This window comes from Thiocystis minor, from assembly GCF_016653465.1.
In the GTDB taxonomy this organism is placed as follows: Bacteria; Pseudomonadota; Gammaproteobacteria; order Chromatiales; family Chromatiaceae; genus Chromatium; species Chromatium minus.
This window is the reverse complement of sequence record NZ_NHSQ01000101.1, coordinates 1-19,625: the sequence shown is the minus strand read 5'-3', so window position 1 is coordinate 19,625 and position 19,625 is coordinate 1. Positions and strand designations below refer to the sequence as shown.

The window sequence follows — 19,625 nt, the reverse complement described above, 5'->3', positions numbered from 1 at the left end:
TGGCGGTTTATGGGTGATTATAGGCGCTCAACGCGCCACTAGAACCCTATTGTTTATGTGTATTTTTGTTTATTATCATAAAATTTAAACACTTAAAGATTTTTTGAAGGTAACAAAGTAGAATTAACGAGCGCCAAGGGGCGAATTCATTCGCCCCGACATCCCCCGAGAATTAACGACATGCCCTAGTGGAACTGTGCGAAAGTCCCAAGAACCGTCTCAGATCGTTGTCGTTGTCGTTGTCGTTGTCGTTGTCGATTATTTGCCATGTCGAGACCACGACAACGACAACGACAACGACAACGAGGAGGCCCCGGTCTCGGAACTTGAGCAGTGAAGCACTCGGTTAAATGGTATCGACGACCACCTCACGCTCCTCAAGCCGCGCCGCCAGCCGCTCAAAAATCTCGCGTTGCCGCGCCAGCGTCAACTGCTCGATCCGCGCCACGATGTCATCCATGCTCATCCGGTCGAGGTGCGCCGTCAACGCCGAAATCACGGGCTCGACCAGCGCCTGCTCCGCTGGCGACAGCGCGTCCGGCGGGCCGCGCAGGGCCTTCAAGAGATCGTCCGTGGCATGCCGGTCGAATTGCTCCACGGGGCCAAGCGAGAGGAATCGCTGCTGCCAGGCCGTCACCCGCGCGCGACGCTCCTGCTCGGCGTGCTCGGCCAGCCGCTCGCCAAGCGCCGTCAGTAGCCGTTCGATCCGGGCGCGATCCTCCTCCGCCAGATACGCCGGCGCGTTGCGCAACTCCTGTTCCGTCCGGGCGCAATCATGAGCGTCGAACTCGGCTAACCGGCTCTCGTCGACTTGATGCAGACTGACCCAGTCGGCCGACCGCCGCCGCGCGCCAGACAGACGCGACTCGACCAGCCCCTGATAGATCGCCGCCATCGTCCAGGCCGGCTCGATGTCGCTGTCGGCCAGAAAGGTTTCCAGTGCCGCCAACTGCTGGGCGGACTGCTGTCTCAGCAAGGTCTCCAGACGTTCCACGCCCACCTCGCCGGACTCCCAGTCGGCGACATCCGAGAGTACGCGCTCCAACTGAACCACCATCTCGCCCACCCCGCCCTCGTCGGGGGTTCCCAGAAAGATGTGGCGCAACCGGTTGGCCTTGAGCAAGGACTCCTTCAGCGCCTCCTCCGAGTCCAGCGCGACATCATAAAGTTCGCCAAGCCGCGCGCGCTGGCGTTGCAGCGCCGCCCGCAACTGTTGCAGCCGCGGCTTGATCGCGTCCACGCGTGCCTGAATCTCCTGATCCTCCAGCACGCCTTGCGCGGCTTGAACCCCTTCGATCAGCCGCTCGCCTTTCTCGATATCGTCGTGGAGATCGCGCACCGGCGTGGACTCGGACGGCTCGGGCTGACGCGGATAATCGTCGCTTTCGGCCAGCGTCAGGGCGAAACGCTGACGTTTCTCGACCTGGAGAATCGCGCGCTGCGACTGCTGTTCCAGCGCCCGCGCCTCCGACTCAAAAGCCAGATCCTTCAGGCTCCCGATCGCCTTCTCGATCCGATGGCGGAAACTGCCAACATCGATGGCGTTGTGACAGCTCTGGCGCGGAATCCATCCCGCGACCTGTTGCGACACCATTTCCCGCAACGGGATCAGCAGGTCATTGCAGGCATCAACGGCGGTTGGCGACCAGTGGACCCCATCGCTGACCTCCTGTTGCCGTCGTAACAACAGGGTCGACAACCGCAACAGTTCGCCAACATTGTTCTGTCGTTCGGCGCGTTCGATGCCGTTTTCCCATTCATCGAGTTGGGCGCGGAACTGACGCAATTTGAGTGCCGACGCCTCGGACTTGTCGCGCAGATATTTAAAATTGCCGTCCAACTCGGCCGGCAGCGGATCGACCTGATTCATCTTCTCCGCCTCCTTGCCAAGCGCGACCTTGCGTTCGTGGTTCTGCTCCGCCTCCCAGCGCTCCAGCAGATCGCGCCAACGGCCCGCGCTATCCTCGGACAAAAACCGCAACGTCGTTGTTTCGAGCAGCCCCTGTTCCAGATGATGACGGCCATGCTTTGCGGAAAAGGCGTCGTTGACCCAATCGGACGCGGCGACCATCTCGCCCTGCCGCACGATGCGTCGCGGCGGATGCTGACCGTCCAGCAACAACCCCAACAACAAACCCGCCGAAGCGGCGTTCATCCCATAGGGCGGGGCGATCAAGGCCCGATACGAGATTAAAAGCGTGCGCTTGGGATCCTCGGCGTGACACGTTTGGAGCCAATCCAGCATCGCCTTGAGTTCGGGATGCCCCGGCGCGGTCAACTTGCCGCTGGACGCCAGCACGCGCCAACTGTCCACCAGGATCGACCGCACCCGATTCTGCAACCGCTTGGGTTGCGCCTGCACCCAGGGACCGTCGACCTGACGCGCGATCAGACTTCGCGTGATTTGCGCCGCGTCGGCGGGACCGCCACCCGCCGCGGTCGCGAAGCCATCGAAGGGAAAGGGCGTGACCTTGGGATAGACCCGCGCAAAGATCGCCTCTCCGACGTTTTTCAAGCGTCCGTCCGGGATCACCTCGCACCCGGCGATCCAGAACCGGCGCTCCCGAATCATCCCCGCCAGCGCCTCCTTCAGCGCCAGACGGCTGCGCTCGCGCTCTTCGGGCACGAAGCGGCGAAAGCGTTCCTGCTCCTCGGCGGCAAGCGGTTCGGTAAAGATGTGGATCCGCCCCAGATGTTCGGCGACCGCGCCCTCGCCGTCCGCGAGGCCGATTACCCACACCGGCATGGCCGCCTGACCGACGCGCCGGGTCTCCTCGCGCAGACAGCGCTCGATCGTCGCGTCCACCGCTGCCAGATCGTCATCCGCCTGGAGATAGAGATAGATCACCCGTCCCTTGGCCTCCTTCGGCAGGATCGCCCTCTCCCACTCCTGAACCGCCTCCTTGAGGACATTCTCGACCGTCTGGACCGACGCCCAACGCGCCTCAAAAAACCATTCGGTCGTCGCGATATCATGGAGATGACCGAAATCCGTCGGAATGTCGACCAGGTCGCCATCCTTGGCCGCATTCCGCACAAAGAGGTCGCGCACCGCCTCGGACGTCAGCGCGGATTGACGTTGACGCAGCCATTGCTGAAACTGCCCGCGCGTCGAGGCATCGGCGATCAGCTCGTATTGGCCCAGGTCGGCATTCCATTCGATTGCGCCCAACTCCTGGCCCAGGGCGCGCGCGGCGCCTTGCGCGGCGGCGGCATCCAGTGCCGTTGCCTCGCACAACAGATCGTCCATCGCCGTCTGCGTCTGTTTGCCGACGCGCATCTTTTCCAGGATGGCCACGCCGGCGAGCACCAACCGCTGATCGGCGGTCAGATGACTTTGGAACTTTTCCAGCAGGATCTGGAGCGTCTCGGCCACCGCCGCGCCCGAGCCGCGTTCCGCCGCGAGCATCTCAGGCAGCAGATGGCGCAGTAACAGCTCGGCGGCGCTCACCTGGCGCAGCTCGCCCCCAGAGATCGCCGGTTCCGCGCCGATGCGCTCGATGGCCTCCTTGACGACCGTCAGCGCCGAGCGCGACTGCACCACATCGCTCTGGCGGGTCAGAAACCAGGTCGCCAGCGGATGCAGCGGCCAACAACCCTGGGCGATGACGCGGGCGAACTTCTCCGGTTCGTTCCAGACCGGAAACCGCTCGAATCCCGGCAAGCCGCGCGACATCCGCTGCCAGGTGATGCGTTGCGCCCCATCCGCCCGCGACTGGCTCCAGACCTCGGCCAGGCGCGTCTCGTCCTTGCCGATCAGGTGCGCGAAGAGCGTTTCCAGATTGGTCGAGAGATACGCCTTCTCGGCGGTATCAAACCGGGTGATGTAACGCTGCAACTGGCGCAAACCCGCGCTACTGAAGCGAGTCAGATAGGTTTTCAGCGCGTACTGAATGAACCCGATGAAGCGAACCTTGCCGCTGTTGTCCTGCACGCCCTGAAAGATCTGTTGCAGGGCCAGATCGCCGGCCAGTTGCGGCTTGTCCGCCGCGTATTCCAGATAGCGCCCGAACTCGTCGAACAGGATGACGACGCTCGCAAAGGCCCCGTCCGGCCCGCAATAGACCTCGCACAGCGTATTGATCAGTTCCTGCGCCGACTCCTGCCCGGTAACCGGAATCGGCGAACCATTCGCGTCGGTGTAGATGGCATCGACCGCGCTATACAGCGTCTCGTCCTGATTGCGCAGACCCGCGCCGATGGTCTCGGCGTCCAGCCCTGGCAGATGCCGCGCGAAGGTCTCGGCGCGGAACGCGAAATTGCGCTGCACGAACTGCTCGGCGGTCTGGAAGCGCGGCGACAGCGCGCGAATCGCCCCCGCGTCCACGCCATAGCGCTCCAGTTGCGCAAAGACCGCCTGACTCAGCGCATCGCCCAGATGGAAGCCGGACATGCCATCGAGACAGAGCACCAGCACCGGCTTGCCAAGCCGCGCGAGCCGCTCCTCCACCGCCCGCCCGATGGCCGCGTCCGCCTGGGCGATCCGTGCCACGATGTCCGTGGCGACAGGCCCTTGCGGAGCGCCCAGCAACACCGCGCCGGTCGTCGCGAGATGGGACTTGCCCGCGCCATAGCCGGCGACCACCAGCAGATAGGGGTTGTGCTCCGTGCCAGCCAGACCGGACAGGATCGAATCGAGCAGATCGGCGACAAAGCTCGCGCTATCCTTGAGTCGATAGTGGCGGTCAACCCCTTCCTGATCCGCCTCGCCCGCGCCGTGATAGCGTGGTCCATGAAAGACGAATGACCGCGCGACCTCCTCGGCCCGCGCCTCGCGTTCCCGCACCCAACGCAGTTGCACCGCGCCTTCGAAAAAATGCTCGGAATGAAACTGGACCAACTCTCCGATGTTCATGTTCTTTTCTATATCCCTGATCGGTGGATGATGGCCCTGTTCTTTAGGGCCAAACGGAGATTCCAAATCACGACTTCTTCCTTGAATGACGGCGAGCGATTCCGTCGGGTTTTATTCGCCATCCGCTGGTTCACCATTCTCTGTGCTGTGGTCTAATTGATTGGGTCATGCAACGTCGACTGGAGCGAGATCATCATGCCGAGCATCAGCCTGAAAGCACACTTTGACGGTCGCGCTATCCAGCTCGACGAGCCCTATTCACTGCCACCCAATACCCGACTGCTGGTGACGCTCTTGGACCCCATCGACGAGACATCCGCCGGCTGGGTCGAGTTGGCGCGTACCGGTTTAGCGATGGCCTACAGCGACCAAGAACCGGAATATGGTCCAGCGGACCTGAAAGGCGCATGAACGAAGGCGATGTCGTGCTCACACCACTACCGCAGGCGGACGGGCAACTCAAACCACGCCCCTGCGTCGCGCTGCGGCGCATGCCGGGCTTTGCCGACTGGCTCCTGTGCGGGATTAGCACACAACTGCATCAGGAAGTCGCCGGTTTCGATGACCCGATTCTCACCAACCACCCCGACTATGCCGGCAGCGGACTAAAAGCGCCCTCGCTGATTCGCTTGGGATTCCTCGCTGTCCTCCCGCAGCGCCAATTCCTCGGCGTCATCGGTGCCTTGGCCCCAGAGCGGCATCGGCGCTTGCTGCAACGCCTGAGTCGCTACCTAACGCCCGACTGATGGCCGAAGCCTAACCGCATGGAGCCGAATGTCCACGGCTCCATTCAAACCTTGACGATGTCCCAGGGGCTAAAGATTGGCATAAGCGCGTTGATCCGCTTCGCTATCCCATTCGCCGAAGGTCGCGAACGGATCATCGCGTGTCTCCACGCTCGCTTTGGTCAACACGACCCTGTCACCCTCAATGACGTAGGCGATTTCGTCGCCTTCAGCCAAGTGAAGCGCGGCCCGCACGGGCTGAGGAATTGTCGTCTGTGCCTGATCGGTGAGTTTGCTGGTAAGCATGTCGTCTCCTCGTACAAAATCTGCATCAAACCAATTCGCGATAAAGCGCATTCACCACCTCTCCCGTCTCCTTCAAACGCAGAAGCACCGGATCACCCGTATAGCGATCGATCTGCACCAGCCCCCGGTCGACCATCCACTCCAGCCAGCGCATCGCCTGAGCATCGCCCCAGCCCAGCACGGCGAGCAAACGGGTTTCCCGCGCGAATTCCTGGAAAATCAATTGCCGGTCGCCGCCAAATTGCTCATCCCACACGAGAAAAAGACAGGCGGCATAGGCCGGGAAAAAGCCCGTCTCGACCGGAGCCGTCGCGCGCGCCAACAGAGGTTCCGACGCAGTCCCCTCCAGCGTGAGCGCGCCGATCGCCGCGAAGCTGCTGTCTTCCAGATACATCCGGGGCGCCAGCGTCGACAGCGGCTTGAGATAGCCCTTCTCGCCATGCCGGGCGATGAGGAAATCGAGATACTCCGAGTAGGTGAAGCGTTGCCCGAGCCGAAACCGACCCTCGGCAAAGAGCGCGAACCATGCATCGGCCACGCCCACCGCCGGCAGCGTGCGGCCGCACCGTCGCGACAGCAGCAGATGCAGCATCCAGAGACTCACCGGCTCGCTGAGAAAGGGATCCTCCCGCCGCACCACCTGCCCCAACAGGGTCGGATTCAAGCGCCAGACCCCATCGGTTTTCGCGGCCTGGATCAGCCCCATGCCCTGGGCATAGCGGATCATCGGCTCGACCTTGCCCGTGCTCTTGCCGGTCGGAATGCCGGTCGCGGCACCGATCGCCTCCTTATCGCCGCGCCCATCGGCGGCCGCGAAGGCCATCAACCGCCCCAGCAAGCGCCGGTCAGGGAGAAAGGTTTGCGGGAAATTCAACGGCAGCGGATCGCCGTCGAGTCCGCTGGCGCTGGACACGTCAGGGCACCGCCGGCTGTCCCCGGCCCGAGCGTCGGGGGACGAACCTGGGGGCGCCGCTGGCTGGCGTCTCAATGCAGCACCTCGTCGAGGGTCTTGGCATCCAGAATGCGATCGGACCAATTGAGCAGAGTGTCGGGATCGCTCGCGCGGATACGCTCGCGCGTCGCCTCGTCGGGCGGTCCGAAACGGCGTTCGATCTGCCGCAGCAAGAGATTCGCCGCGCCGCGCTGTTCGCCGCGCTCTTCGCCTATCTGGACGCCGCGCTGTTCGCCAATTTGGATTCCCTGTGCGATCCCCTTTTCAATCCCGAAGCGTTCGACTGAAGTGATGTAGGGCATGCGTTTTATCCTCTCCAACTGTTCGAGTTCGTTCCACAACGTGCGTTGCAACTCGTCGGGCAGCGCCATCATCCAATCGATCACGCTGAACAGGTCGATGATGCGTTGCCGGTCCCAGTCGCGCTCATAGAGCAGCCGGGCCAGACGCCATTTGGCGGCGTAGCGGTCCGGTGCGTTCCCGCGCGTCTGCTGGGTCAACAGGTGCGCGGCGGTGACGAGGGCGAAGGGATTGGCCTCGGTCAACAGGTCGTCGAGACGCGCGCGATAGTCCATCAGCTTGGCCACCGGAAAACGGATGGCGACATGACAGCCGAAGCGCCGGTAGCGGAAACCGCGCGGCTTCCAGCCGGGGCTGGCGTCGGCCAGCAGCGCCAGCGTGGCCACGGGCCGACGATAGCGGTCGTAGAGACGATAATTGTAGACAAACAGCCGCTCGGCAAAGTCGGGATCCCGTTGGCCCTGAATCTCGATGTGGACGTAGACCCATTGCTCGTCGCCGTCGCGGGTTCGCACCCGCACCAGCCGGTCGAGCAGACGCCGGCCCAGTTCGCCGTCGCGCACCACCTGCGCGAGTTCCTGATCGAGAAAATCATAGCCCCGCGCCCAGTCGATCGCGGTGGCGGCGCGCGGAAAATAGAACGCCAGGAACTCGGGGAAGGCGTGCGTGACCGCCGCTTTCCAGGGGCTGTCGTAGTCGTCGATTGGCGTGGCAGTGTCTTCGCACATCGTCTCAATGCAGCACCTCGTCGAGGGTCTTGGCATCCAGAATACGCTCGGACCAATTGAGCAGGGTGTCGGGATCGCTCGCGCGGATGCGCTCGCGCGTCGCCTCGTCGGGCGGTCCGAAACGGCGTTCGATCAACCGGAGCAACAAATTTGCCGCGCCGCGCTGTTCGCCGCGCTGTTCGCCACGCTGTTCACCAATTTGGATCCCCTTCTCGATCCCGAAGCGTTCGACTGAAGTGATGTAAGGCATGCGTTTTGTCCTCTCCAGTTCCTCAAGTTCGTTCCACAACGTGCGTTGCAACTCGTCGGGCAGCGCCATCATCCAATCGATCACGCTGAACAGGTCGATGATGCGTTGCCGGTCCCAGTCGCGCTCATAGAGCAGCCGGGCCAGACGCCATTTGGCGGCGTAGCGGCCGGGCGCATTGCCGCGCGTTTGCTGAGTCAGCAGGTGTGCGGCGGTGACCAGGGCGAAGGGATTGGCCTCGGTCAACAGGTCGTCGAGACGCGTGCGGTAGTCCAGCAGCTTGGCGACCGGAAACCGGATGGCGACATGACAGCCGAAGCGCCGGTAGCGGAAACCGCGCGGCTTCCAGCCGGGGCTGGCATCGGCCAGCAGCGCCAACGTGGCCACGGGCCGGCGATAGCGGTCGTAGAGACGATAATTGTAGACAAACAGCCGCTCGGCAAAGTCGGGATCCCGTTGGCCCTGAATCTCGATATGGACGTAGACCCATTGCTCGTCGCCGTCGCGGGTTTGCACCCGCACCAGCCGGTCGAGCAGACGCCGGCCCAGTTCGCCGTCGCGCACCACCTGCGCGAGTTCCTGGTCGAGAAAGTCATAGCCCCGCGCCCAGTCGATCGCGGTGGCGGCGCGCGGAAAATAGAACGCCAGGAACTCGGGGAAGGCGTGCGTGACCGCCGCTTTCCAGGGGCTGTCGTAGTCGTCGATTGGCGTAGCAGTGTCGTCGCGTGACGTGTCGTCGCTCATCGTCTCAATGCAGCACCTCGTCGAGGGTTTTGGCATCCAGAATGCGCTCGGACCAATTGAGCAGGGTATCGGGATCGCTCGCGCGGATGCGCTCGCGCGTCGCCTCGTCGGGCGGTCCGAAACGGCGTTCAATCAACCGGAGTAACAAATTTGCCGCGCCGCGCTGTTCGCCGCGCTGCTCGCCGCGCTGTTCGCCTATCTGGACGCCGCGCTGTTCGCCAATTTGGATTCCCTGTGCAATCCCCTTTTCAATCCCAAAACGTTCCACCGAAGTGATGTAAGGCATGCGTTTTATCCTCTCCAACTGTTCGAGTTCGTTCCACAAGTTACGTTGTAACTCGTCGGGCAGCGCCATCATCCAGTCGATGACGCTGAACAGGTCGATGATGCGTTGCCGGTCCCAGTCGCGCTCATAGAGCAGGCGGGCCAGACGCCATTTGGCGGCGTAGCGGTCCGGTGCGTTCCCGCGCGTTTGCTGGGTCAGCAGGTGCGCGGCGGTGACGAGGGCGAAGGGATTCGCCTCGGTCAACAGGTCGTCGAGACGCGCGCGGTAGTCCAGCAGCTTGACCACCGGAAAACGGATGGCGACATGACAGCCGAAACGCCGGTAGCGGAAACCGCGCGGCTTCCAGCCGGGGTTGGCGTCGGCCAGCAGCGCCAGCGTGGCGACGGGCCGGCGATAACGGTCGTACAGACGATAATTGTAGACAAACAGCCGCTCGGCAAAGTCGGGATCCCGCTGGCCCTGAATCTCGATGTGGACGTAGACCCATTGCTCGTCACCGTCGCGGGTTTGTACCCGCACCAGCCGGTCGAGCAGGCGCCGGCCCAATTCGCCGTCGCGCACCACCTGCGCGAGTTCCTGGTCGAGAAAGTCATAGCCCCGCGCCCAGTCGATCGCGGCGGCGGCGCGCGGAAAGTAGAACGCCAGGAACTCGGGAAAGGCGTGCGTGACCGCCGCTTTCCAGGGGCTGTCATAGTCATCGACCGGGGTTGTGGTGTCGTCGCTGTGTGCGTTGTCGGTCATCAATTGCTCGCATGGATCTACGGATCCCTTTAAGAACCCGCTTGCAGGCTCATCGATCAATCCGGATCTCCGGCGAAAACTCGCTCGGATTCAACGCCGCGAGCTGCGTCCGAACACGTTCGCGCAGCGCAATAGCGGGTTGCAGCACGTATTCGTCATACTCGGGATGCTCGGGATTCAGCATGTAGAGACGCGACAGCGCCCGCGCCAGTCGCTCGACTGCCTTAACATCCCGCGTATCGCCCTTGAGCGATGGCGCCTCCCCATACGGAAAGAGTGCATGGCTGGCAGTTCTGATCTGATGCGCATACTCGCCGAACACATCGGCCTTGATGCCCGGACCCTGGGCAAAATGCGCGGTCTGGATGCGCGGGATCTCCCAGCCTGCAACAATTCCGTGGAAGCGGTCGAGCAAGGCATCGTCATGAAACATCTCTGGTAATTGCCGAATGTAATCAGGTCGCGTTGGCAGACCGCGATAATCCAGATCGATATTCGCCAAGATCATCAGGCCGCATTCGCTGGTGGTCTTGTCATGACCAACCGAGTATTGACCGGACTCCAGATAATCCTTGAATTTCGCATGAATATCGTCCGCGCCTTTGAATTCGATGGATTGACCCTCGTCGAGCACCAGCAGATCGAAACGCGCCATTAGCCCCTCTTCCTTGGTGCTCATGTTCTTGAACAACTGCGCGCGGGTCAGCGCCCCGCCGCTATTCAGCCAGACATGCCGGCTCAGATTCGAGAACACAAAGGATTTCCCCGTTCCCTTGGGCGCCAGTTCGATCATGTTGAGATTTTTCTGCACCAATGGCAGCAATCTCAACAGCATCTGCCGGCGCTCCGACGCGCTGTAGGCATCAGGCTCATAGCCCATCGTCCGAATCAACACCGCCAGCCATTCCTCGGTGGTGAAGGCCGCGCGCGCATCGACAATCGCTTGCAACCGCACTTGACCGGATTGCATGGGACGAAATTCGATCAACTCGATCACATTGCGATCCTTGCCGTCCTGGCGCAGTTGAAGGCGCCCCGCCCCCCACTGACCGCCACTGAGCAAGCCTGGATGTTCATCGAGCAGAACGTTGCTGGTTTCCGCCCGGTTTTCATCGAGACAGGGAATCGTGACGAAACGTTTACCCTTGGAGATATCAACTCGCACATTAAAAATATCGAGCAGTACGATCGATTCGCCATTAATGATTCGGTTCTTGATGATCTCCTTTTCGTTTTTCGTCGGCAAATGCTGACTCATGAACGCCGTGATGTCCTGATAGACCGCCTCGTCCGTTTTATCCGGTCGCTGATAGCGCGAGACCAGCCATTCCTCGACGAAGGTCGTCACCGTCCGCGCGTCGCGAATACGCAGATTGCGCACCCGTTCCTTGTCGATGGTCAGATCGCCAAGCACTTCGACGATCCGCCGGTCCAGTTGGGTGTTGATGGCCATGCTTGCTCGCTGGTCTCGCTACAAATCGAAAAAATTGTCGAACTGCTCGGCGGCTTCGGTGCGTTCCAGCAGATGCCCCGCCAGATCCAGATCGAACTGGAACAGCCGACGCTGATAGCTCGCCGCCGCGTCCTCCTGATAACGTAGCTCGAAAGACACCTGTGTCGGTCCCTGTTGTTCGATGCTCGCCCGAAGATTGAGAATCACCTCCTCAATCCGGTCCTGCGGGTCGAGTCGCGGAAAGACCGGACTGTCGCCGCTGAATGGCGCCTGCGCCACGATCTTCAGATTGACGAAGGTCTCGCGGGTGCGATTGACGAGGCACAGCCGGACATACCAGCCCTCGGTCGCCGCATGGGCGCGCGTCTCGATCGGCGTCAGTTGCAGAGCCGCTACCGCGCCCCGATCCTGGCGCGTGATCAGAATAAAGGGAATCAGCACCTCCTCGGGCGTGAGTCCGCCATGCAGCAGCGTCTCGGTCGCGCCATACGCCACCCGATCATGCGGGATCAGATAACCGCCCGGATGGGCAGGCACAAAGGTCATCCCCTCCGGCACCGGATCGGGCGCGGCATCCACGCGCAACAGACGCCGTTCCAGCGGCGTCGTTCCCGGCGGTTCCGTGGCGCGGCGCGCGACCTTGGTCGCGCCATGATCGGCGGTGATCAGGATCGCGGCCTGACGCTGATGATGGGCGGCGTCCAGTTGCCAGCCCGCGATCAGCTCGGCCAGTTGTTCCGCGACCGTCCGCACCCGCTCGCGATGATGGCGAAATTCGGTGCACTGATGCAGATCGTCATCCACGCGATTATCCAGACACACCAGCAACCGGGTCGTCGGTTGCAGCGCCTGACGGAAATCCTTCCAGCTTTTGATGATCTGCAACCCATCCGGCCCCAGATGCGCGGCAAACCGCGCCCGCAAAGCCCGGTCATAATCCGTCGGCTGGGTGCCGGGTTCCGCGCCCGTCAGCACCCCGATCTTGCCGACTTCGGTGATCGTCGGCAGCGGCGCGAACAGCGGCTTGATGACCGGCGCGGACTGATCGGCAAGCCGTTGACGCAGCGCCAGTTCCACCAGATCCAGATGGATCGCGCCCAGCGCATCGACAACGCAGAGAATCACCACCTGACCCGCCGCCAACAACTCGTCCACCGTCCGCGCCACCGTCCGCCAATCGTGGTCGGACTGGATGATCCGATGCGGCTCGGTTGTCACCCAGCGCGCAAAGCTCCGACAGACCGCCTCGTCCGGCTCGGCGTGACGCTCGAAGGCGCCCCGCGCGTAATCGAAATACCGCTCGCTCCAGCGCAGCACCTCCTTGACCGACGCCGTCGCCGGCAAGGGATCGCAATGCGCATGATCCAGGGCATCGCGCATCCGTACCGCCAGATCCCGCGCCAGATCGTTGTCCAGCCGCCGCAGCGCCAGAATCAGCGGCTCGCTCGCCAGCGCCGGATTCTGCTCGAACAGCGTTTGCAGCGACTCGCACAGCTCCGGCCAATCCTGCGCGACATACTCGGCGAGACGCTCGACCGGCAGCCCGTCGCCACGGGTGCGCCGCTCGGCCAGGATCAAGAGGTTGCGCAGATAGGCGGGATAGGGCGCGGCCTGTTCCGCCACCACGGGCAGGATTGGAAGCTGACGCGCCAACTCCGACGAACAGCGTCGCGGCGGCAACGCCGTTTCGGGCGCGAGCCCGTCGCGAACGCAGAGACTCTCCAGCCGGTCGCGCAGTTGCGCCTGGGCCAGGAGGTGATAGCACTCCATCGGCGCTTGGTTGGCATCGAAAAACAGGTTCAGCAGCTCGGCGGCCGCCGTCAGTCCAGCCGCCGCGAGACGTTCCCGCAGACGCGCCCGGATCTCCGGCACGGCCAGCAACGTCTTTGATGCTGGCGGTTGACGGGACAGCCGATCCAGGATGGTCGCCAGATCCTGTGTCTGCGCCAGTGCCGGATCGATCAGGGCCAGGATGCGATCGATGGGATCGCCTTCCGTCGCCGCATGATCGCCTGCGATTGCAAGGAGCATGACCGCCAACGGGTCGGTCAACCAGACCGGCAGCGGCCCCCCCAAACGCTCGCGCAAAAACGGCCGTGGCGACAGCCGCTCGACCGTCAGTCCCGGCTGACCCTCCAGATTCGCGAAACGCTGATAGATGGCTGACGACATGCACAGCACGAGCGGCTTGGGCAGCGGGACGCGCAACCGCTGGCGAATCCGCTCGCGCAACGCATGGATTAGGTTTACCTCCGGGCTGGTGACGCTTTCAGCGTCGGCGACGCGGGACAGGCCCAGATCGTCGACGATGATGCGGACGGCAGTATCCATGATCATTTTCGCCGCTTCGTTAATTGCGCGAATGCTGAAAGCGCGTGAAAGCGCCGCTTAAAGTTCATTGAATGGCCGTCACCAAATCGTGCTAACAGGATATTGAATGATCAATTTGTCGGCGGTCAAAATCGTCAAACCATGCTCAATGGCTTGGCAGATTAACATCCGGTCGAATGGATCGCGGTGATGGTCTGGCAAACGGCTTAAATGGAAAACTGCCTTCGCTTCCAGCGGCAGCGTCTCGATGAGATGTCCTTGGCATTGCTGTTGAACAAAAACATCCGCCGATTCTGGCAGAGGTAGTTTACCGAGTTGGTGCTTGACCATGATTTCCCACGCGGAAACGCTGCTGAGATAGACATTGTTGCCCGTGTCCTGGAACAGCGTCCTGGCGGTTTTACTCAACTCCGGGGTATCGCCTGCCAGCCAGAGAAAAGCGCAGGTATCCAGCAGGATGTTCACGGCTTACCTTCAAACGCATCCAGCAAATCATCCGGCAGCGGCTCAAAAAAGCTCGCGGGCACCTCGAACATCCCCTTGGCCAAACCAATCGGACGCTGACTTGGCGGCTCTTGAGGCTGTTGTCCATGCACCAGGCCGAGGCGGAAGTAATGCAAGAGGTCATACACTTCCGCCAATTTATCGTTGGGGATCTGTTTGATTTCATCGATGAGTCGATCTTGCAGTTTGTCCTGAGCGAAGCCGATAGGCATAGCGGAGTTCTCGTGTCGCGTGAGCCATTGGATGAGATGGTTGCTAATCCGATCTTCAAAGATTTTCCGTCATCTCCACCGCCCCGGACTGGCGCAGTTGCGTGATCTGACCCAGCAGGATGGCGATCATCCGATACGTGTCCAGACTTTCGCGATAACGGTCAACGAGCACGGATAGGTTGTGTTGGAAATAATCGTCCAGAGGTAAATCGCCAATCCCCGTGGGCGCCGGATTCGGGATCGGCCTTGGGGTAGGCTCGACCGACGGCACCTCAACCCGCGGCGCTGGCGTCGGATTCGGCGGTTGTACCGGTTCGGGAATCACCGGCTCCGGTTCCAGCGCCTGCTCAAACAGCCGCTCCAGATCCCCGCTCAACCGTCCAATCTCAATATCGCTGCACTGATCCAACGGCTTGCCGACGATGAGTTGAGACACTTCCGACAGTGCCGCCGCCTCATCCTGCTCGATTCGCTCCAGCGCCGCGGCAAGCCCGGCTTGGCCGCGCTTCGAGAGGTTATCAATGATCAGGCATCGCCGCTCCGGCGTCGTGAAAAACTTAGCAATCACCTGGCGCATCACCGCCAGACGCTCATCCCGAATCATCGCCACTGCATCGAAGATGCCTTGCAAAATTGCAACCATCTGATCGATATCCGCCGCGCCATGCACCGTCTCCAGCAGCGCATCCGCCACGTCCTGCGCATCCAGCCCTGGCCGCTTGAGCGTCTCGAAGAGCTTGCGCGTGTCGAGCGACAGCTTCGACGAATGGCGCACGGCGTCGGGTAGTTCCTTGTAATAGGACCGTAGTTTCGAGAGGGTTTCGCGCGCCTGATCCTCGGCATCCGTCGTGTCAGACAGCGGCAGACGCATTGCCCGCCGAAGCGCGTCGAGCACCTGAAGCTGTTTCGGCTTGAAGTTGTCGAAGCGCAACTTTAAATCAGTCCCGAGGCAACTGGCATCCCACAGCGACGACTCGAACGGCTCGGTCCGATTGGCCCACTTCAAACGGCTGACCGCCTGACGAATCGCCACCGCCGTGAAAATCGGGATGACCGATGTCGGCAACCCGAACGGCGGCGCCATCAGCATGGCCCGCAACTCCGAGAACTCGCAGAGCTTGCGACGCTTGTCGAGAATCTGGTCGCGGATCAGCCGCAACAACTCGCCAACCGCGCCCTCCGCCTCGTCCGGCGATTTCAGATGCCAGCCATCGTGACGCTCATGCAGGAGTCCATTCGTATACACGCCCAAGGTGCCATCGATCAGCGCGGACAGCTCGCTGCTTTCGCTGTTCTCGCCCAGCAGATCGTTGCGCGACATCGGCGGCAGATCGTCGAAATGCAGCAGATTCGCCAGCAGGTTCTCGATCCGGCTGATCTTGCGGTCGCCGGCGTTATAGAGCCGGTTCGCGTTCATCGCCCGAACCTGAATCTCTTTCGGATACAGCGCCTGCACCCGCGTTTCCAACTCATCCGTAAACCCATGCCAGCTCGTCGCCTTGATCTGCTCATCCGGGTCGCCGATCCGCCGGATCGCCACCTCGTCGCGTTCCAGCGCGACCCGGCCCAGGCGTTCGCGGATTTCCTTCCGCAACTCACGGCGCGTTTTATCCAGTTCGTTGCGCAGCCGACGCACCACGCCTTCCCCCGCCGCCTGCTGTTTCAGCAACCCCGAGAGCACCAGATAGCGCCGGATCGGCTCCACCAGTTCCGCTAGACCGCGTTTCGGAATCCAGACATAGGTCAGCGTTCCGGGCACCGGCAGGGTGGCGCAGACATTGATTGCCGACTCGACCTGTCGGGCATCCTGGACCGCCAGCAACAGCACCAGCGCCGACAGACGCGGATCTTGCGAGACCGCCGCCGGATTGCCTGCCAGCTCATCGACGATCCGCACCTCGAACGAGCGCACGATCCCGGCCTCGGAGGGATCGAAATCGTGACAGCCGCACTGCGGAAACAAATCCTGGCGCAGATCCTCGTGATCCTGAAAATAGGCCGCGAGCGATTTGGAGCGCAGTTGCTTCAATTCCTGCTCGATCAGCGGCTCGATCTGGGTGCCGCTGTCGGATTCCAGCTCCCACACCGGAACCTCCGTTTCGCGGCGCCAGATCAGGCCGGCGCGTTGCAGGATCTCTAATTCCTGCTTCAGCGCCACGCTGTCGGTCTCGGTGTCATAGAGCGCGGCGGACAGCAGGGCGTCCGTGGGCTGGAACTGATCCCCGAGCACCCGCGCCAGCAGCAGAATCGAGACGATATCGCACTTGATCGCAAACGACTCGGGAAAGCCCTGAGTCACGGTCGCAATCGCATGCCGATAGGCATCCGCGAGACCGGGATATTCCTTGAAGACATCGTCCCGATAGACCGTCAGCAACTCTGGCAGTCGAATCAGTTCAGCGCCATAAAGCGCGTCGGGATCGACCTCGCGCGCCAGCGCCGCGCCCGCCGTCGCCTGCTCCAGATTCTGATAAAACGTAAAGACGGTACGACTCGCCTGCGAATAAACGCCGTGCGCCGCAATGGCAAAAAGACCGGCGGCGGTCAGCGGATGCAGCGGATAACAGCCGGTCACGATCTGCTTGAGATCCGGCGCCAGATTTGCAAACAACGGCATCCGGGCGCAGATGCGCGCCAGCGTCTCGGCGCGCGGCGATGCCCGATCCAGCAAAGTCTGACCTTGCGGGGTCGGCGCAACCAATGCGCTCAATAAGTGATAGCCCTCGGCTTCGGAATTCTTGAGCGCCACCGGAAAGTTGGTAAAACGCCCCTCGATGGTTTCCAAGCGATTTTTGACCGCCAGATCAGCTTGCGTACTGGCGCCATATTCGCGCAGAGAGCGATGCGTCAAGGCGATCAGCAGCGTATGTCCGCGTGACGGCGGCGTACCGAGTGACGGCTGCGTAGAGGGTGACGGCGTACAGACGGTTTCGACAAATTTCTGGAGATTGAAAATCTCCTCGACCGGATTGCGTTGCGGTTCGCTGATCAAATTTTCGAGCGCGTAGCCGAATTCATCCCAGATGACGGCGATTCCGTTGTAGCCGTGATCTCGTGTCAGCGCCGCCGCTGCTTCCGCAAAGGCATCCGTCACGCTCTTGCCGCCGAGCGTCTGCGGATCGAACGCCGCGCCCGCCGAGACCTTCGGATGCCACGACCGAAACGCCTCCAAGGCGTCCGGATCGAATCCGATCAGTTGATTTTCCAGTTCTTCCAGATTGAACGCCGAACTCTGAATCTGCCAGTTCGACAGCGGTTCCTGCCGATACGCGGGATGCAGCTCCAGAATGACGGCCAGCCGCTCGCGGGCCGCGGCGAATTCCGTTTTTGGAATGATGCGCTCCGGGTCGAGCCCCGGCGTCCTTCTCAGCGTCAGATACAGGCCCTCAAGGAGCGCATTCTGTAGCGTCGGCGCGGGCGAACCATAGAGCGTCACGATAAGATAGGGTCGCGCATCCGGGTCATCGTTCGGATGAAATGTGGTCTTGATCGCATCTGCCAGCTTGGCTTGACCTAGATTGCGCAGCCGGTCCAGAAACCCGCGCATCGCCCCAGTTGTCGTCCCCCGGCGCAGCAATTCGCCGATCAGCACGCCCAGATGACTCTTGCCCGAGCCATAGACGCCATGCCAGATCATGGCGCGGCTCTGTTGCGAGGCGTTCGCCAGCACCGCTTTCTGCGTATTCAATAGCACCGCCACCGAGGAATGCGTCGGCGTGAACGCATCGACCAACGCCTCGCTCTTGATCAGCAGACCGTCATCCAGACGGATCGCGGCATCCCGGCGGGAATGATCCACAACAACCAGATCGGACAGCTTGGTCATGCCAGCACCTCCTTGAGATGATCGACTGGCTGATGACGCGAGAGCCAGACTGAAACCGGTAAACCGGAAAGTGAATATTCGACAAAACTGATCCGCAGTTGCGCCCGGATGGGTGGCGTCGCCACGATCGGAATCAGGATTTCATGACGGCCATAGGCATCGGCAACCGCATTCCAGAAGGTCGCCTGTTCTGGATCGGACCAGTCGAGCATCCACTCGGTTGGCTTCAGAATCGCCAGGGCACGCGGTCGGGGTTGAAAGACGCTGTCCATGAACGCACGGCGCGAACAGGGAATCTCGGGAGCGCCTTCGGCGCCGGGCTGACGCCAGAGATCATGATCCAGACAAATCGCCTCGATCTGAGTACACACCTGTTCAAAATCGCCTTCCGACCCGACCGTGACGACGATGCCCTGATAGCGCACCAGACGCTGCGCGGACAGCAGCGCCTGGAGCTTCAAATTCAATTGTTTGCGGTCCATCGATCCATCCTCGCTCAGAGCCAGGTATCCTCGGATTCCTGTAATAACTGGAGCAGCGTCTGATTTGGATTCAAACGATCCCCGAACTGGATCGAATCCAGATCCTTTCCTTCAATGAAGGAAAAATGCTGCTGCCAGGCTGTCGATCGGCTGAGTTCGCGGAGGCGATTTCGCAGGTCGTTAATCGACATGCATAAAAAATTATTGAAACCGATCTCATCAAGTTCTGAAAAATGGATTGTCATCCTGGATGGGAAATAACGATGACGGGCAAGTGCCAAGGCATGAACAATTGCCTGATCTGGTATTTTAGGCGTCCCTATTCGCAACCATATTCCATCACCGTTTTTTCTTATTTCAAGAATTCCGAGATCAAATAACGGGCCTCCTGTTTCAAACATCCCACGAACGCCTTCCAAATCGTACTTTATTGTAGATGACTCATATTTTTCGTGAAACTTGTATTTATAAATTGTGTCACACAAATTCTTCCATTCAATCCAATCCATCAAAGAAGAGTCGAGCTGGTGAAAAAGACTGATATACGGCTCTCCGCGAACAGAAAAGCATATTCCTAAATGTATCGCAATCCAAGTAGATGATTTTCTTAGGTGAGGATCGTTATCAATAATCTTTTTTCCGTTGTTGTTAATTTCAAAAAGACGACCTTTTTTGTTTATCAGGTCGGCAGCTAACAACCAATTTTTGATTGTGCTTTTGATTCTGTTTGAGCCGGCTATAAATTTAACTCTAGCCTCTCGCATGTTATTAAAAACACCGGCTTCTTTTTGGATCAGCGTTAATCCCATCCCATTACACACAACTTTACGTGTCCGGCATCTCCCTGGCATATTTGGCATATTTGGCATATTTGATTCCAGCCGCGAAATCCATGATGCGCTGCATGCCCAGCCAGATCGTCTTCAAGCCGGG

Annotated in this window: 15 protein-coding genes; 2 read left to right on the top strand and 13 right to left on the bottom strand. The window is 61.0% G+C overall.

Annotated features, from left to right (window positions below; genetic code table 11):
• Positions 1 to 346 precede the first annotated feature (346 nt).
• Positions 347 to 4,855 carry a coiled-coil domain-containing protein gene (locus CCR95_RS14595; RefSeq protein ID WP_201095707.1) on the bottom strand — a complete coding sequence of 1,503 codons (4,509 nt, stop codon included), beginning with the start codon at positions 4,853 to 4,855 and terminating at the stop codon, positions 347 to 349.
• Positions 4,856 to 5,050: 195 nt separating this feature from the next.
• Here CCR95_RS14595 and CCR95_RS14590 point away from each other — a divergent pair, with 195 nt between their 5' ends.
• Both CCR95_RS14590 and CCR95_RS14585 read left to right on the top strand, forming a co-directional pair.
• A complete protein-coding gene (locus CCR95_RS14590) occupies positions 5,051 to 5,266 on the top strand; it encodes a hypothetical protein (RefSeq protein ID WP_201095705.1) in 216 nt (71 codons plus the stop codon).
• Positions 5,263 to 5,601 (top strand): type II toxin-antitoxin system PemK/MazF family toxin, encoded by a 339-nt coding sequence (locus CCR95_RS14585; RefSeq protein ID WP_201095703.1) that lies wholly within the window; start codon positions 5,263 to 5,265, stop codon positions 5,599 to 5,601. Before CCR95_RS14590 ends, CCR95_RS14585 begins: the two co-directional genes overlap by 4 nt.
• A 69-nt stretch (positions 5,602 to 5,670) precedes the next feature.
• On the opposite strand, the gene CCR95_RS14580 is transcribed toward CCR95_RS14585, so the two are convergent.
• From CCR95_RS14580 to CCR95_RS14525, 12 genes are all read right to left on the bottom strand, one after another.
• On the bottom strand, positions 5,671 to 5,937 hold the full coding sequence (locus CCR95_RS14580; protein ID WP_242523261.1) for an AbrB/MazE/SpoVT family DNA-binding domain-containing protein: 267 nt from the start codon (positions 5,935 to 5,937) through the stop codon (positions 5,671 to 5,673).
• Positions 5,912 to 6,799, bottom strand: a complete 888-nt coding sequence (locus CCR95_RS14575) for a hypothetical protein (RefSeq protein ID WP_338115405.1) — start codon at positions 6,797 to 6,799, stop codon at positions 5,912 to 5,914. Before CCR95_RS14575 ends, CCR95_RS14580 begins: the two co-directional genes overlap by 26 nt.
• Positions 6,800 to 6,870: 71 nt before the next feature.
• Positions 6,871 to 7,866, bottom strand: coding sequence for a DUF4351 domain-containing protein (locus tag CCR95_RS14570; RefSeq protein WP_242523260.1), 996 nt, complete (start codon positions 7,864 to 7,866; stop codon positions 6,871 to 6,873).
• Between the two features lie 4 nt (positions 7,867 to 7,870).
• On the bottom strand, positions 7,871 to 8,857 hold the full coding sequence (locus CCR95_RS14565; RefSeq protein ID WP_201095695.1) for a DUF4351 domain-containing protein: 987 nt from the start codon (positions 8,855 to 8,857) through the stop codon (positions 7,871 to 7,873).
• Positions 8,858 to 8,861: 4 nt separating this feature from the next.
• Complete coding sequence (locus CCR95_RS14560; RefSeq protein ID WP_201095693.1) at positions 8,862 to 9,884, bottom strand: DUF4351 domain-containing protein; 1,023 nt, start codon at positions 9,882 to 9,884, stop codon at positions 8,862 to 8,864.
• A gap of 49 nt (positions 9,885 to 9,933) precedes the next feature.
• A complete protein-coding gene (gene brxL / locus CCR95_RS14555) occupies positions 9,934 to 11,337 on the bottom strand; it encodes a BREX system Lon protease-like protein BrxL (RefSeq protein ID WP_201095692.1) in 1,404 nt (467 codons plus the stop codon).
• An 18-nt stretch (positions 11,338 to 11,355) separates the two neighbouring features.
• Positions 11,356 to 13,668: an alkaline phosphatase gene (locus CCR95_RS14550; RefSeq protein ID WP_242523259.1), complete on the bottom strand. Its 2,313-nt coding sequence runs from the start codon at positions 13,666 to 13,668 to the stop codon at positions 11,356 to 11,358.
• 78 nt (positions 13,669 to 13,746) lie between these two features.
• The gene (locus CCR95_RS14545; RefSeq protein ID WP_201095690.1) at positions 13,747 to 14,133 is read right to left on the bottom strand and encodes a PIN domain-containing protein; all 387 of its coding nucleotides are present in this window, start codon (positions 14,131 to 14,133) and stop codon (positions 13,747 to 13,749) included.
• Positions 14,130 to 14,384: a hypothetical protein gene (locus CCR95_RS14540; RefSeq protein WP_201095684.1), complete on the bottom strand. Its 255-nt coding sequence runs from the start codon at positions 14,382 to 14,384 to the stop codon at positions 14,130 to 14,132. Before CCR95_RS14540 ends, CCR95_RS14545 begins: the two co-directional genes overlap by 4 nt.
• Positions 14,385 to 14,439: 55 nt before the next feature.
• Positions 14,440 to 18,210, bottom strand: coding sequence for a hypothetical protein (locus tag CCR95_RS14535; RefSeq protein WP_201095682.1), 3,771 nt, complete (start codon positions 18,208 to 18,210; stop codon positions 14,440 to 14,442).
• A complete protein-coding gene (locus CCR95_RS14530) occupies positions 18,207 to 18,692 on the bottom strand; it encodes a hypothetical protein (protein ID WP_201095675.1) in 486 nt (161 codons plus the stop codon). Before CCR95_RS14530 ends, CCR95_RS14535 begins: the two co-directional genes overlap by 4 nt.
• A gap of 14 nt (positions 18,693 to 18,706) precedes the next feature.
• Positions 18,707 to 19,501 (bottom strand): DUF4007 family protein, encoded by a 795-nt coding sequence (locus tag CCR95_RS14525; protein WP_201095673.1) that lies wholly within the window; start codon positions 19,499 to 19,501, stop codon positions 18,707 to 18,709.
• Positions 19,502 to 19,625 lie beyond the last annotated feature (124 nt).